The sequence below is a fragment of the Staphylococcus sp. TCBT05 genome (assembly GCF_055179755.1).
This window is the reverse complement of sequence record NZ_JBUQDQ010000005.1, coordinates 379182-393501: the sequence shown is the minus strand read 5'-3', so window position 1 is coordinate 393501 and position 14320 is coordinate 379182. Positions and strand designations below refer to the sequence as shown.

The following is a 14320-nucleotide window of genomic DNA, read 5'->3' as shown; positions in this document are numbered from 1 at the left end:
TAACTTTTCATTATTCTAATACTTCTTTATAGACATTAATTTTGTGTTTAAATGAGTCAATTCCACCCTCTAAATGATTTACGATAGCTTTTTTAATTTTCTTTTCACTTGGATATCCTTGTTGTTCAATCCAAGCTCTTTCCCCATCACTTTTCATAACACAAACTAATTCTGCCATTGCATTAGTGACTATAGTTGCATTATGCGTTGCAATAATAATTTGCCTTTGATTTTTTGTTTCAATTAACTTGTTCACTAAATTATGATAAATATATTGACTATCCAAATTATCCTCTGGTTGATCAATTATCAATGGGCGATAATCATTAGCATATTCACTATACGCTAAGATAAAATTAAACATAACGACAACTTTTTGACCTAAGCTCAAATTTTTCACATTTTTAAACTGTAATTTATTATTATTAGCTACAGTGCTGGCGTTGACATTAAATTCTAAGTTAAATTTTTCATAACTAATTAGATAATTATTAAAGTAGTTCTTCATTTTATCTATATCTATATCTTTAAATAACATAATTAATTTCTTCTTGAATTCACTTATGTTTGTTTCATCTATTTCGCATAATTCTAAATTTTCGTTGTTGACTTGACTATTTTGCGACATAGATTGAACTAATCGAACTTCTAAATTAATCTTCTCATCAATAAACATTTTTATAAAAAAATTAATACCTACATTATCTATGATTTCATTTAACAAATCTACAACCTCTATTTTTGTAATTTTAAAATCATAAAATGAACGTTGTAGATTTCCTTCAGCAAAAAACCAATTTTTTAAAGGAAGACTTTTTAACTCAGACTGAACATACTCAATTTTTAAGTTCTTTAAATTTTTGTCGTTAAATTCTTTTAAAATTTCATTAACTTTGTTTTTTCGGTTAATTTTGTACTTTTCTAGTTTACTCAAAAATCCTTCTAGTTTAGCAGGACTATCTATAACATCTATTAAGCTTTTCTTGTTATAACCACGTCGTATTTTTTTATTTTTACTTATAAACTCCAAAATAAAATCATTTATTCTGTCCGTACTAGCTATATTAACTAAATCGTTCATGGAATATGATCTATCAAACATTTCTTCTAAGATTTTCGACTTACTTTTTGCCTTACTAATTTTACCCTTACTTGAAACTTCATATACCATCAAATCTTCTTTACTTATATATTCTTGTAATGCCTTTTCATTAAATTCATACCTATAATTGTACTTATTCTCATAATTTTGACCATAGTAATAAAGTATATTCTCTGCTTCTTCTCGATTAAAAATGGGTAATCTTAATTGAATAATATATTCTTTATTATTTAATTCATATAAAACATACACGTTTGAATTCCGACTTAAAAACTCCAACTTGTCTACACTGTCACACCTCTGGCTCATCACTAAATTCAAAAGATCTAATAATGTACTTTTACCAGTTCCTCTCCCTCCTACAAAACAATTTAGAGAAGGTGAAAAATTAACTTGAAAGTCATTTCTTTCACCTTTATCTATAAGGAAGTTCTTTTTATTCACATCATTATTTGAAATCATACACATAGAACGTATGTATTTTTTCCCTTCATTTATAGGCTTGTCTAATGAAACTGATAGCTTATAATCTTTGATAGAATCAATTATTATGTTCGTTATCCTTTTACTAGCTTTTATCCATATATATTTAAACTTTAAATCTTCAATACAATGAGCGTCATTATCTAACAAAAAATACTTCTTTTCTTTACTATAATTACTTAAAAATGAAGAAATCTTATCTATTTTATCTTTATTTGATACCCCTATATATTTTAAACTTTCACTACTCAATAGTTTACTTTTATAGCCTCCAGACAAAAATTTAGATTCAGTGTATATGTTAGAACTATTTATATGAGCAATATAGTTAAATATTCCTATTTTATTCAATTCATTAATTAAATCTAATGATGTCTTATAAGTACCTTCTTTTTCACTTAATAAAGATCCACTCAATTTTTCATGGAAATATTCATTTAGTTCATCAATACTTGCTATAGCCACTAAATGTATTTTATCTGCACAGGATATCTCAATTCCAGGAATTACTTCAGGATAAATTGCATTAGGAAATTTACTACTCATTTTATTAATTGCTTTTTCTACTTTTTCGATACCAGAAATAGTATTGTGGTCTGTTACAACAACAATTGATACATGATTAATATAGATATAATAAGCTAAAATATAATACGAAAGCATTTCTTTAATGTTTTTATATCCATCTGAAGTACACAAATCCCTCAGAACATCTATTGATGAATACTCACCATATAAAACACCTTTCTCATGAGCAATTTTTATCATCTTATCTTCACTAAGATTTTTGAAATAATCATTGCCCCATTCTTCAAATAATTTATAATCATATGAAGCGGGAGTATGTATATGTAAAAGTGTCTTATGGTATTCACCAAAATTTACTTTGTCACGTTCTTTCATCATACTATAGGCTTTTTCTACTTCTATGTCCCTCATTCAACACCCTCCAAATATATATTATTTACAACCTATTTTTAGTTTTATTTGTGATACGCTTCTGCGTATCGGTTAATGATGCGGTTTTTAATTATATAATTTCAATTAATAAGGTAATGAACAGTTTTTTGATAAATGTTATTCTTCTAAAATTCTTTTTAATTTACACACTAAAAAATATCCTCCTTAACAATAATAAGTTATTTAAATTATTGATTAAGGAGGATATTTTTATATCTATTTATTTCTCAATTTAGAACTAGATTTTTATCGTGCTTTCAGCTCATTTCCTGTCATCCATTTATGATTTTTAATGATTTTACCATTATCTTTGGATTTGTAATCAACTACGAAAACAGTAGTCTTTTTCACGTTATCTATATTGGCTGTAGCACCTTTCATACCAGACATATGACTTGCTTCTAATTTAACAGTATCGCCCTTACTAAATCCATCTTTAGGTGCATCTTTAATCTCTTCGTTTACGACCCATTTATGATTGTTTACTTTTTCATTTCCATTTGTGGGTTTATAACTTACAACATAAGCATATGTTTTATACGCACCTTTTACAGTAGCTTCTGCACCTTTCATACCTGGCATATGCCCTGCTGTAATCGTTACTTTATCTCCCACTTTAAATTCACCCTCATTAGTCGATTTCATATCTTCTGGAACTTTACTTTCATCATTATGCTTCATATGGCTCTCACTTTTTTGGTCATTAGTGTCTTTATCTTTTTCATCATTATTGGAGCAAGCTGATAATATTAGTAATGATCCTAATATCATAAAAAATAATTTTTTAATCATAATAAAACTCCTATCTTTTATTTTAATTTTAATGTAAAGGCATTAATTGCAACAATAACCGTACTTAGTGACATTAAAATAGCACCTATTGCAGGTGATAAAATCAAGCCGATAAATGCTAAAATACCAGCTGCTAAAGGTACAGCAACAATATTATAACCTGCACCCCACCATAAGTTTTGCACCATTTTTCTCATAGTATTATTTGAAAGGGTCAAGAAATGAATAATATCTGATGGATTACTTTTAACAAGTATGATATCACCTGAATCTACTGCAACATCTGTGCCTGCACCAATTGCTATACCAATATCGGCTCTTATAAGACTCGGCGCATCGTTGATACCGTCTCCGACCATCATGACTTTATTACCGTCACTTTGATAATCTTTTATAATGCTTTCCTTATCTTCTGGCATGAGTTGTGCGTGGACATCACTAATACCTAATTCTTTTGCGACAGCGTGTGCCACTTCATTATTGTCACCTGTAAGCATGACTGGTGTAATATTTCTTGATAGTAAATCAGCTACCATTTGTTTTGAGCTTTCTTTAATTTGATCTCCTTGAGCAATCATGCCAATGACTTGTTGATCCTCAATTAAATAGCTGATTGAATTACCTTGTTGAGCTAATTTAGTAAATAAGTCATCGTCATAATTAAGTTTATGTTTATCAAGATAAGAGACATTTGTTATTTTATATGTTTTATTATCAATTAGACCTTCTAATCCGACACCTGGAATATTATTAACGTCTTGTGGATTAGTAAATGAAACATTTTTACTTTTCGCAAAATCAACAATACTTATAGCTAATGGGTGATTAGATTGACTTTCTAATGAGGCGAAAAGGCTTAATATTGTATCATTACTCAAATCATTTTTAAAGCTCTCATAATGATTCACAGAAAAGTTACCCTCAGTTAAAGTACCAGTTTTATCCATCATTACATAATCGATATGTTGAGCTATTTCTACAGACTCTCTATTTTTAATAATTAAACCATTATGTGCACCAATTGAAGTAGAACGTGCAGTGACTAAAGGTATTGCCAAGCCTAAAGCATGTGGACAAGCAATGACTAACACAGTTACAAGACGTTCTAATGCAAAATCAACATCATTTTGAATGAGCATCCAGACAATAAAAGAAATCACGCCAACAATTACAGCAAAGTAGAATAAATAACCCGCTACTTTATCAGATAACAATTCAGCACTAGATTTATCATTTTGTGCTTGATTAACAAGTCCCATAACTTGAGAAAGATATCCATCTTCTCCCACAGCTGTAACCTTGACTTGTATTGTTCCAGACCCATTAATAGAACCCCCGATGACGTTGTCATTTTGATTTTTTTGTACTTTTTTAGATTCTCCAGTGACTAGGGATTCATCTATAGATGTTTGTCCTTGAACGATAATACCATCTGTCGGAATGCTTTCTCCGGCTTTTACTTCGACGATATCATCAGTCATGATGTCTGATATTTTAACTTCTTCGCGTTGGCCATTATCCATAACTTTAATAGCACTATTAGGTAACAGTTCTGCCATTTTCTTTAAAGCATCTCCAGCATTTCCGACAGCATTCATTTCTATCCAATGTCCTAATAGCATAATTAAAATTAAGGTTGCTAATTCCCAAAAAAAGTCCATTGTATGACCAGTTGCACTACTAAAGTTATTCATATAAAAAGCATACAAGCTATAAATATAAGCTACTGAAATACCTAGGGCAACTAAGGTCATCATGCCTGGTTTTTTTGTAGCAATTTCATCTTTACCACCAGACAAGAACGGTTTACCACCATAAAAGAATAAAATTGTACTTAATATTAACACTACCCATTCAGAACCTGGAAATGTGAATTGAAAAGGTAAGTTAACACCCATCATTGGCGATAAAAGAATGATAGGTATTGCAAAAATTAATGAAACAAAAAACTTAACTTTAAAATTTCCATGATGATGTGCATGGCCACTATGATGATGTGAGGCATGGTTATCATGATGCATGTGATTGGAACGATTCATGTGATTTTGATGATTATGCTCTTCACCATTATTATTCAAATTAACCCCTCCTATTTATGAAAATATTATATTAGCTATACTTATACTATAACACATACTCCCTAGGGGTATAAATGTTTTCGATTTATCTCCATTTATGGATTTATTTATATCATTCCGAAAATGATGTCTCCACGTCCTACATTAGATCTTGTCATCGATGTTTAAAACAAGGTTTTAATTAAATGTATTATTGCAAAAAGTATTATCTATATAGATATTTGTCTATATAGATGATAATCTATAATAAAGGAGGGATGACATCCATATGTCTTATAAGGAACTATCATTACAATTAAAAATTTTATCGGATCCAAGTCGATTAGAAATATTAGACTTATTATCTTGCGGTGAATTATGTGCTTGTGATTTATTAGCGTATTTTCAATTTTCACAACCTACATTAAGTCATCATATGAAAATTCTAGTAGATAATGAATTAGCATCTACACGAAAAGACGGTACTAAGCGCATGTACCGACTTAATCATAAGTCCTTAGATTCAATCAACAATGAATTAACTTATATTAGCTCTCCTACTCAACAATGTATGTGTAAAAAGATAAAGACAGGTGAATGTACATAATGACTATTCTAGCGATTATTATTTTTCTTTTAACTCTCATGTTTGTTATTTGGCAACCTAAGGGGTTAGATATTGGTATTACAGCATTGTTTGGTGCTATCATCGCTATTATTACAGGCGTTGTCAGTCTCTCGGATGTTATTGAAGTTACAGGGATTGTTTGGAATGCGACGTTAACCTTTGTCGCTGTTATACTCATTTCATTAATTTTAGATGAAATTGGATTTTTCGAATGGGCAGCTATACATATGGTCAGAGCTTCAAATGGTCATGGGTTTAAAATGTTTGTCTACATTATGTTGTTAGGAGCTATTGTAGCAGCTTTCTTTGCGAACGATGGAGCTGCATTAATTCTCACTCCAATCGTGCTCGCTATGGTAAGAAATTTAGGGTTTAATCAAAAAGTCATTTTTCCTTTTATCATTGCAAGTGGATTCATTGCAGATACTACGTCTCTTCCACTAATTGTAAGTAATTTGGTTAATATCGTTTCTGCTGACTACTTCCATATTGGATTTATTGAATATGTAAGTCGCATGATGATTCCCAATCTATTCTCTTTACTTGCAAGTATTGTTGTATTATGGCTATATTTCAGAAAATCCATACCTAAAACGTTCGATACAGAAAATCTATCAGATCCTAAAAGTGTAATTAAAGATTCTAAGTTATTTAAGCTTTCATGGATAGTATTAGCAGTACTACTCGTTGGATATCTTGTTAGCGAGTTTATCCAAATTCCTGTATCAATTATTGCTGGTATTATTGCTTTTATCTTTGTAATATTAGCTCATAAATCAAAAGCAGTTCATACAAAACAAGTGATTAAAGGTGCGCCATGGAATATCGTTCTATTTTCTATTGGTATGTACTTAGTTGTATTTGGTTTAAAAAACGTAGGAATCACAACAATTTTAGCTGATGTATTATCCAATATTTCAAGCCATGGATTATTCAGCAGTATTATGGGCATGGGCTTTATTTCAGCTTTTTTATCATCAATTATGAATAATATGCCTACTGTTTTAATAGACGCAATAGCGATTGGTCAATCTAGTGCTACAGGTATATTAAAAGAAGGTATGATTTATGCGAATGTCATAGGTTCTGATTTAGGACCTAAAATTACGCCAATTGGTTCTTTAGCAACATTATTGTGGCTACATGTCTTAACACAAAAAGGTGTGAAGATTTCGTGGGGGACATACTTTAAAACTGGAATTATCATTACTATTCCAGTCCTATTTGTAACACTCTTAGGTTTATACCTTACACTAATCATATTTTAAGAAAAGAGGCTTTAATTATGGATAAGAAAACAATTTATTTTATATGTACTGGTAACTCTTGTCGTAGCCAAATGGCTGAAGGTTGGGGAAAGGAAATATTGGGTGAAGATTGGAATGTCTATTCTGCTGGTATAGAAACGCATGGTGTTAATCCTAAAGCAATAGAAGCTATGAAAGAAGTGGATATTGATATCTCAAACCATACATCAGATTTGATTGATAGTGATATCTTAGAACAGTCAGATTTGGTCGTAACATTATGTAGTGATGCAGACGATAATTGCCCTATATTACCACCTAATGTTAAAAAAGAACACTGGGGCTTTGATGATCCAGCAGGAAAAGAATGGCCAGAATTTCAACGTGTTAGAGATGAAATTGGAAAAAGAATACAAGAATTCAAAGAAACGCTCGTTTAATGTGAGCGTTTCTTTATATTTAAGTCATACATTTTATTAATAATGATTTCATTTCTATATCTTTGATATAATAGTATGCCATTTTCCCATCCTTGTAAAAATCCAGCACGTCTCTTTTATACAGCGCTCTCAAATGATGTGATGTTGAAGCTATACTCAAACCTAATGTTATTGATAAGTCACAAACACATAATTCTTTCTCTTTAATTAGAGCTAATATAATTTTCAGCTTATTCTCATCACTTATCTTTAATAATGTATTGATAAGCCGTTGAGTTTTTTCTTCTTTTAAAAATCTTAAAGCATAATTCACTTTTTCCTCATGAACACAAATGACGTCACAAATTTTATTGTTACTCATATTAAGTCACACCTTAATTTATAATATAAATCCTAATATTGTTTGTATGGTTTCATTTTCAATAATAATAAATAAGCCCAATGCTATGTAGATAACAGCCATAATCCAACGACTGAACTTCTCAACAATTTCACCCACACCAGGAATTCTAGCTAGTTTTTGTGCTGTGAATACTAAAAAGAAAATTAAAACTAAAAATACAATTAAGGTAGTCAGTAATTCAACAATATCCAATGTTACAAAATAAGGGACAAATAAACCAATATTATCTGCACCACAACTTGCAATTGTCACTAAAGAAACAGTCCCTACTAATTTGGACAAACCTTTTTCGTTTAATTCTTTTTTTGCTCTTTTTTCGCCTTCACAATCATCATAAATAGCAACTTTTATACCTAAGTAGATGGGGATCAAACCTAATAAACCTAATATCCATTTCTCTGGAACATAATTTAACACAAAAGCTAAAAATAAACTGACTAATATGAGGATAATCGATCCTAAATATTGACCTATATAAATATCCCTATATTCTTTTCTAGTCTTTGCTCTTGCAAAAAATATTAATAGTATTACTAATAAGTCTACTGCAGTAGCAATGTAAAGTATTGCCGCAGTTACAATAGTCTGAACCATAGAGCACCTCATTCAAATATATATTTGAATGAATTGTATCATATATTGTATACTTTATGAATAATAAATATTAGAACCGAAAAGTGACACTTTAACTGATAGTAAAGGGCTGTGTATATACGAGTGATTTATAGATTCTTTGAGAATACGACTTAAAGCGATTTTAATTTGTCAGTTCATTGCATTTTGTTTTTTTTAACAATTTCACTAATAAGAAGAACCTTATAAAACCCTCCTCATATTTGTCTTACAGGCCACATTATTACATTAATATCACAATACCACATAATAATTATATGAAGATATAATTTTTTTATTTCTTCTTACACCCATACACGAAAATTAACTTATGCTTTTCTTAATTTAGAAGCTTATCACTATAGAAAAATTGAAAAGTAAATGTCTGATATGAGCTTATTTAAACAAAGAGCACATAAGCGTTGTCATGAGAATCATTTGATATACGTCGATTTTAAGTGTAAATATTAAAAATCGCCTGGAACAAAAAGTAATGTTCCAGGCGTGGCTATGATAAGTCTTATAATAGTTTCGCAAGTGCGACCATGACAAATTGTAATGGTAAACGAATGACATGCTGCTTAACACTATCCGTTTCATCTCTTTCAGCTTTGTAAGAGATGTTCTTACGTGCAGCGTAAATATTTGCAGGAAATACGAGCCAAAGGAATCCTTGTACTACTTTTCTTACGCGTGATCTATTTTTAGCACCGAGTACATAAAAAGCAATTATAAATTCTAATATGCCCGAATACTTAACTATTGCGTGTTTGAAAGGTAAATAGGACGGCACGATTTTTAAAAACATATCTTTATTTTTAAAGTGTGCAACACCACTTTTATAAAACAGTAAACTAAATATGAATCTTACGATGATATTTTTCATAGTCTCCTCCTACTCTTTAGCGACTTTGACAACTTGTTTACCAAAATTCTCTCCTGTGAATAACTTTCTAAATGCAGAAGGTAAATTGTCAAAACCTTCATCTATCGTCAATTCAAATTTAATTTTACCTTCAGACACCCATTGTGCGAGTTGTTCGCTTGCTTCTTTAAAATGATCAGCGAATTGTGCTACTACAAAACCTTGCATCAATGCTTGATTTTTAATCAACGTTCCTTGGATACGTGGTCCAATATCGTCTTTTTCATTATTATATGCTGAAATTGCACCACATACCGGAACGCGTGCAAATCGATTTAAGTATTTAAACACTTCATCAGAAATTGCGCCGCCTACATTTTCAAAATACACATCAATACCATCTGGTACAGCCGCTTCGAGTTGCTGTGCGAAATCATTTTGTTTATAGTCAATGGCCGCATCAAATCCTAATTCATCTGTTAAATATGTTGTTTTCTGCTTACCACCAGCAATACCGACAACTTTTGCGCCTTTAATCTTAGCAATTTGTCCTACGACAGAGCCTACTGCACCTGATGCAGCTGACACGACAACCGTCTCGCCAGATTGTGGTTGACCAATTTGAAGCAATCCTGTATAGGCCGTCATTCCCGGCATGCCTAAAACACTCAAATATAAATGTAATGGTACATCTTTTGATGGCACAGGGGTCACATCGTCTCCATTCACTGTATTTATCTTTTTCCATGGTAATATGCCTGTGACATAATCACCGACAGATAGACGTTCATCGTTCGATTGTGTGACTTTTCCAACAATATGACCTTGTAATGGCTCATTCACTTGGAAAGGTTGAACATAACTTTTTGTATCATTCATTCTGCCTCTCATGTAAGGATCTACAGATACATAAATGGATTCTACTTGAACCTCACCTGCATGTGGTTCTCGAGTTTCTATTGTTTCAAATCTAAATACATCGTCTTGAGGGATACTTTGTGGTCGTTTTGCAAGTACAACTTGTTGATTATTCATTTATTATTCCTCCAGATATTTAGTCGTAGCGTCTGATAATGACAAATCACCATTGATGATTTGGAATTCGTGACCTTGTAATGCTTCATCAGTTAATACAGAAACAAGCAGTTCTGCTACATCTTCTCTTGTAATAGACGGATTTTGTACATTTTCAAATTGCGCACTCATATTGAATTGTTGCGTTTCATGTTCGTTTGTTAAAGCGCCTGGATGTACGATGGTATTTTTTAAATTTGCATGTCTTAAGTAGTCATCCGCATAATGTTTTGCAATGGTATATGGTTTCAAGTCGCCTGACGCATCAAAAGCTTCTCGACGTGAGTCATACGTTGATACCATAACAAAGTGTTGACGACCGACGTGTTCACTTGCTTTAATTGCTTTCACTGCACCGTCTAAATCTACAATGATTGTTTGATCGTCACCTGTGCTCCCACCAGAACCGACGGAAAAAAGGATTTGATCATACGATTTAAATAATTCTATTAATTCATCAATAGATTGTTTTGCGACATCAATGTAAATTGCATCGATACCATCTGCTTTTAAAGCTTCAACTTGTTCTTCTTTTCTAACACCAGCAGTAAAGTCAACGTTTCGTGCTTTGAGTTTGCGTACGAGATGTTGACCAACGCCACCATGAGCGCCAATTATTAATGATTTCATGTGTATCGCTCCTTTTTAAAATTATTGATTAGCTAAGATTTTTAAAGCATGTTCAGCAACTGCATGTCCTGATTGAGGATTTTGACCAGTGACAATGCGACCATCTACGACTGCGAAATTACTCCAGTCATCCTCTTTTTTAAAATGTGCACCGTTACTAATAAATTCGTCTTCTAATAAATATGGCATGTATTCAGTTGTACCATTTGCTTGTTCTTCACTATTTGTAAAACCAGTCACGTCTTTATGACGAACGAGGTAATCGCCATTTTCTTTAATGTCGAGTAGACCAGCCGCACCATGACATACAGAAGAGAGAACGCCTTGGTTATTGTAAATACTTAACGCAATGTCGTTAAGTTCTTTGTTATTTCTAAAATCCCAAATCGCACCATGTCCACCTGCAAAGTAAATGGCTTGATAGTCGCTAGGATTAACCTCTTTTGGAGATAACGTTTGTCCAAATTGATTCATATAATCGTGATCCGTATAATATTTCCAGTCCTCAACACTCATCATTTCAGGGCTAAGACTGACAGGATCAATAGGTACATATCCCCCGTTCGGACTTACGAAATCAACATCATAACCTGCATCATAGAAGTCTTTCGCAAAATGCGTAACCTCTGAGAACCACGCACCTGTAGGTCTGTCTAAATTATCGTATTTCGCAATGTTTGTTACAACAATTAAAGCCTTTTTCATTGTCTTTCCTCCTCATTCATGTTTATATAGATTACAATATCAGTTAAACCTTGGTTTAAGAGAAAGGATATGCTTACATGAAACAATATCACATTGAATATGTCTCAGATTATTGCAATATACCTAAAAGCAAACTGCGTTATTACGAGAAAAAGAATATCTTGAAACACATCGACAGAGATTGCAATAACAAGCGTTTATACACAGACGACGATATCGAAATGATTAAATTTATCCAGTGCCTAAGCAATTTGAATATGCCATTAAAAGAAATCCGAAAAAACACAGATATGCTTTATCAAAACCAAATAGATGTCCCAAGCGTGTTACGCGCACACCTAAAATTCTTGAATGAACAACGGAATTTAATCAGTACACATATCGACTTAATTGAACAAGAATTACAAACTGCCATGACCGAGTGACGAGGGAAAAGGGGTTGTGTGAATTAAAAGAACGATGAGAAGAGTATGGAGGAATAGTTAATGAATAAGCATAAGGAAATTTTAGATTTTAAAGATGAAGTGTGTAGGTAAAGGCGATAGGTGGATAGGCAAAGCTGGAATGAGTCAGAAAATTGCGTCGGGTGAATAAGCTAGAATAGAATGAGTGGGCGATGGATGGATAGGCTAAAACGGTTATAATATACCTTATACCTAAAATTACAGAGTACTAAAACTATCTTATCTGACATCTCTTGACGAGTTCTGCTTATCAGTTGTTGATGGGGTTTTTTGTAATTGATTTTTCGTACAGCTAGATAAAACGATATATTACTACTATAAATACTTTACATCTAATATCAACTAGTAGCATAAATGCTTAATATATACAAAAAGCTCTCTCAAGTTGTGGGACTTGATAGAGTATATTATTTGTTATCTTTTTACATAAAATTACTTATTGGTACTTTTGTAATTTCAATTACTATCCCATTTCATAAAATATTCATATTCTTGAGTTTCTGCTTCAAATTCCTTAGATCGTATTTCAAATTGATGTTTTGTATAAAAACGAATGGCTCCTTCATTCTTCTCATTTACATGTAAATTAAGTACATTATAATCGCTTTTTAATCTTTCCAATAAAACCTTCCTATACCTTTATTACGGTAATTATCTGTAATAAAAAGACCTGCAATATATTGTTCAATCCACTTTATAACGAAATTACTTAATACAAATAATTATAACAAATCAAGAACCTATGTTCTCTATATATATTCACAATTCTTAAGATATAATTATTTAAAAATTAGAAATGAGTGATTTAATGTATAGCAATTGGGGACATGAGTTACAATCAATAATTGAAAATATGGATACAAAGGAAGTAAAAGAAGCGATGAGTCAAACAAGTAAATCTTATGAGGAATTAAATAATAATCGCAACACTCGTAACAAGGTAAAATATCCAATGATTTTAACTGACATAGTTAAATATGAATTATATCTTCTTGATGGATGCAGTAATGCAAATGAAGAAAATAAGCAAAAAAAGTGGGAAGATCATGATTTATTTGTGCCAACTAAAACTAACTTTTCAGCAAATTTCAAAAAGTTTTGCCTTGCACTTGGTATTGATTCTGAAAATTTTAAAATTGGAAAATTCTATGCATTTAAATGTGATAGTAAATTTGTTATACATGATATATTGTCGAATAACTCTGATTATATCCATTTTTTAAAAAATGGCATTAATAAAAAAGATATAGAATCTACAAATAAAATTAATGATAACTTATATTATTTTATAAAAAATGAAATTACTAATCCTATTGATTATAAAACTGCTATGACAAATTACTATTTATATTTCTTAATCGATTCAAATATCGAAGTTGGTATAAAATCTAAGGTTATAGATATAATAACAGCTCCAAATGTTAGCAGTGCTCAAAAAATAGATATAATTAATTACTATATGGATGAATTAGATGAACTCAAGGACGAAGTTAATGCAAAATTAGCTGCAACCCAATCTTATAGCTATAGTGACTATTTAGAAGAAGAATGCCGTGTTCAAATTGACGTAAACCTTGCAAAGTATTTAACTAAAAAAGAAACTCAAGCATCTGCCCCTAAATCCTTAGTAACTAGATTATTAAGTCAAAGCGAGCTAGTAGATCCACCAGAGTACACCAAAGAAAATCGCAACAAACTTATCTCTGAATTAAAAAAAGCTTTAAATTATCATTTAAAGAAGAACATCAACGATAAAAATAACCTTGATGATTCTGAATATTTTTATATCACGTCAAAATAGTAACCATCATTATAGAAGTGCCGATGAAAAATCGGCACTTCTTTTTTGTCAATATAT

General features: G+C 31.3%; 15 protein-coding genes. 5 read left to right on the top strand and 10 right to left on the bottom strand.

Annotated features, from left to right (window positions below; all coding sequences use genetic code 11):
- Window positions 1-10 precede the first annotated feature (10 nt).
- The 3 genes from ACY191_RS01765 to ACY191_RS01755 all read right to left on the bottom strand — a co-directional run bounded on the left by ACY191_RS01765 (window position 11) and on the right by ACY191_RS01755 (window position 5415).
- A complete protein-coding gene (locus tag ACY191_RS01765; protein WP_463269860.1) occupies window positions 11-2524 on the bottom strand; it encodes a Spaf_1101 family AAA-like ATPase in 2514 nt (837 codons plus the stop codon).
- A gap of 267 nt (window positions 2525-2791) precedes the next feature.
- Window positions 2792-3337, bottom strand: a complete 546-nt coding sequence (locus ACY191_RS01760; RefSeq protein ID WP_463269859.1) for a YdhK family protein — start codon at window positions 3335-3337, stop codon at window positions 2792-2794.
- Window positions 3338-3354: 17 nt separating this feature from the next.
- Window positions 3355-5415 (bottom strand): heavy metal translocating P-type ATPase, encoded by a 2061-nt coding sequence (locus ACY191_RS01755; protein ID WP_463269858.1) that lies wholly within the window; start codon window positions 5413-5415, stop codon window positions 3355-3357.
- Window positions 5416-5683: 268 nt separating this feature from the next.
- Here ACY191_RS01755 and ACY191_RS01750 point away from each other — a divergent pair, with 268 nt between their 5' ends.
- From ACY191_RS01750 to arsC, 3 genes are read left to right on the top strand one after another with little or no spacing between them, the layout of a single operon-like run.
- Window positions 5684-6001 (top strand): ArsR/SmtB family transcription factor, encoded by a 318-nt coding sequence (locus tag ACY191_RS01750; protein WP_216807598.1) that lies wholly within the window; start codon window positions 5684-5686, stop codon window positions 5999-6001.
- The gene (gene arsB / locus ACY191_RS01745) at window positions 5998-7290 is read left to right on the top strand and encodes an arsenite efflux transporter membrane subunit ArsB (RefSeq protein WP_193390323.1); all 1293 of its coding nucleotides are present in this window, start codon (window positions 5998-6000) and stop codon (window positions 7288-7290) included. The genes ACY191_RS01750 and arsB overlap by 4 nt, the downstream gene beginning before the upstream one ends.
- A 17-nt stretch (window positions 7291-7307) precedes the next feature.
- Window positions 7308-7709, top strand: coding sequence for an arsenate reductase (thioredoxin) (gene arsC, locus ACY191_RS01740; protein WP_002434455.1), 402 nt, complete (start codon window positions 7308-7310; stop codon window positions 7707-7709).
- Window positions 7710-7728: 19 nt separating this feature from the next.
- Here arsC and ACY191_RS01735 read toward each other — a convergent pair whose 3' ends face one another.
- From ACY191_RS01735 to ACY191_RS01710, 6 genes are all read right to left on the bottom strand, one after another.
- Entirely contained in the window at window positions 7729-8070 is a 342-nt protein-coding gene (locus ACY191_RS01735; protein ID WP_011274432.1) for an ArsR/SmtB family transcription factor, read from the bottom strand.
- A gap of 18 nt (window positions 8071-8088) precedes the next feature.
- Window positions 8089-8706 (bottom strand): CadD family cadmium resistance transporter, encoded by a 618-nt coding sequence (locus tag ACY191_RS01730; RefSeq protein ID WP_011274431.1) that lies wholly within the window; start codon window positions 8704-8706, stop codon window positions 8089-8091.
- Window positions 8707-9244: 538 nt separating this feature from the next.
- The gene (locus tag ACY191_RS01725) at window positions 9245-9610 is read right to left on the bottom strand and encodes a DoxX family protein (RefSeq protein WP_232154150.1); all 366 of its coding nucleotides are present in this window, start codon (window positions 9608-9610) and stop codon (window positions 9245-9247) included.
- A gap of 9 nt (window positions 9611-9619) precedes the next feature.
- Complete coding sequence (locus ACY191_RS01720) at window positions 9620-10624, bottom strand: NADP-dependent oxidoreductase (RefSeq protein WP_232154151.1); 1005 nt, start codon at window positions 10622-10624, stop codon at window positions 9620-9622.
- Window positions 10625-10627: 3 nt separating this feature from the next.
- A complete protein-coding gene (locus tag ACY191_RS01715; protein ID WP_232154152.1) occupies window positions 10628-11293 on the bottom strand; it encodes an SDR family oxidoreductase in 666 nt (221 codons plus the stop codon).
- A 21-nt stretch (window positions 11294-11314) separates the two neighbouring features.
- Window positions 11315-11998: a type 1 glutamine amidotransferase domain-containing protein gene (locus ACY191_RS01710; protein WP_232154153.1), complete on the bottom strand. Its 684-nt coding sequence runs from the start codon at window positions 11996-11998 to the stop codon at window positions 11315-11317.
- Window positions 11999-12075: 77 nt separating this feature from the next.
- Between ACY191_RS01710 and ACY191_RS01705 the strand changes: the two genes are divergently transcribed.
- Window positions 12076-12423: a MerR family transcriptional regulator gene (locus ACY191_RS01705; protein ID WP_232154154.1), complete on the top strand. Its 348-nt coding sequence runs from the start codon at window positions 12076-12078 to the stop codon at window positions 12421-12423.
- A gap of 495 nt (window positions 12424-12918) precedes the next feature.
- Here the strand turns inward: ACY191_RS01705 and ACY191_RS01700 are convergent, their stop codons facing one another.
- The gene (locus tag ACY191_RS01700) at window positions 12919-13083 is read right to left on the bottom strand and encodes a GNAT family protein (RefSeq protein WP_049424140.1); all 165 of its coding nucleotides are present in this window, start codon (window positions 13081-13083) and stop codon (window positions 12919-12921) included.
- 187 nt (window positions 13084-13270) lie between these two features.
- Here ACY191_RS01700 and ACY191_RS01695 point away from each other — a divergent pair, with 187 nt between their 5' ends.
- The gene (locus ACY191_RS01695; protein ID WP_463269857.1) at window positions 13271-14263 is read left to right on the top strand and encodes a hypothetical protein; all 993 of its coding nucleotides are present in this window, start codon (window positions 13271-13273) and stop codon (window positions 14261-14263) included.
- Window positions 14264-14320: the final 57 nt, after the last annotated feature.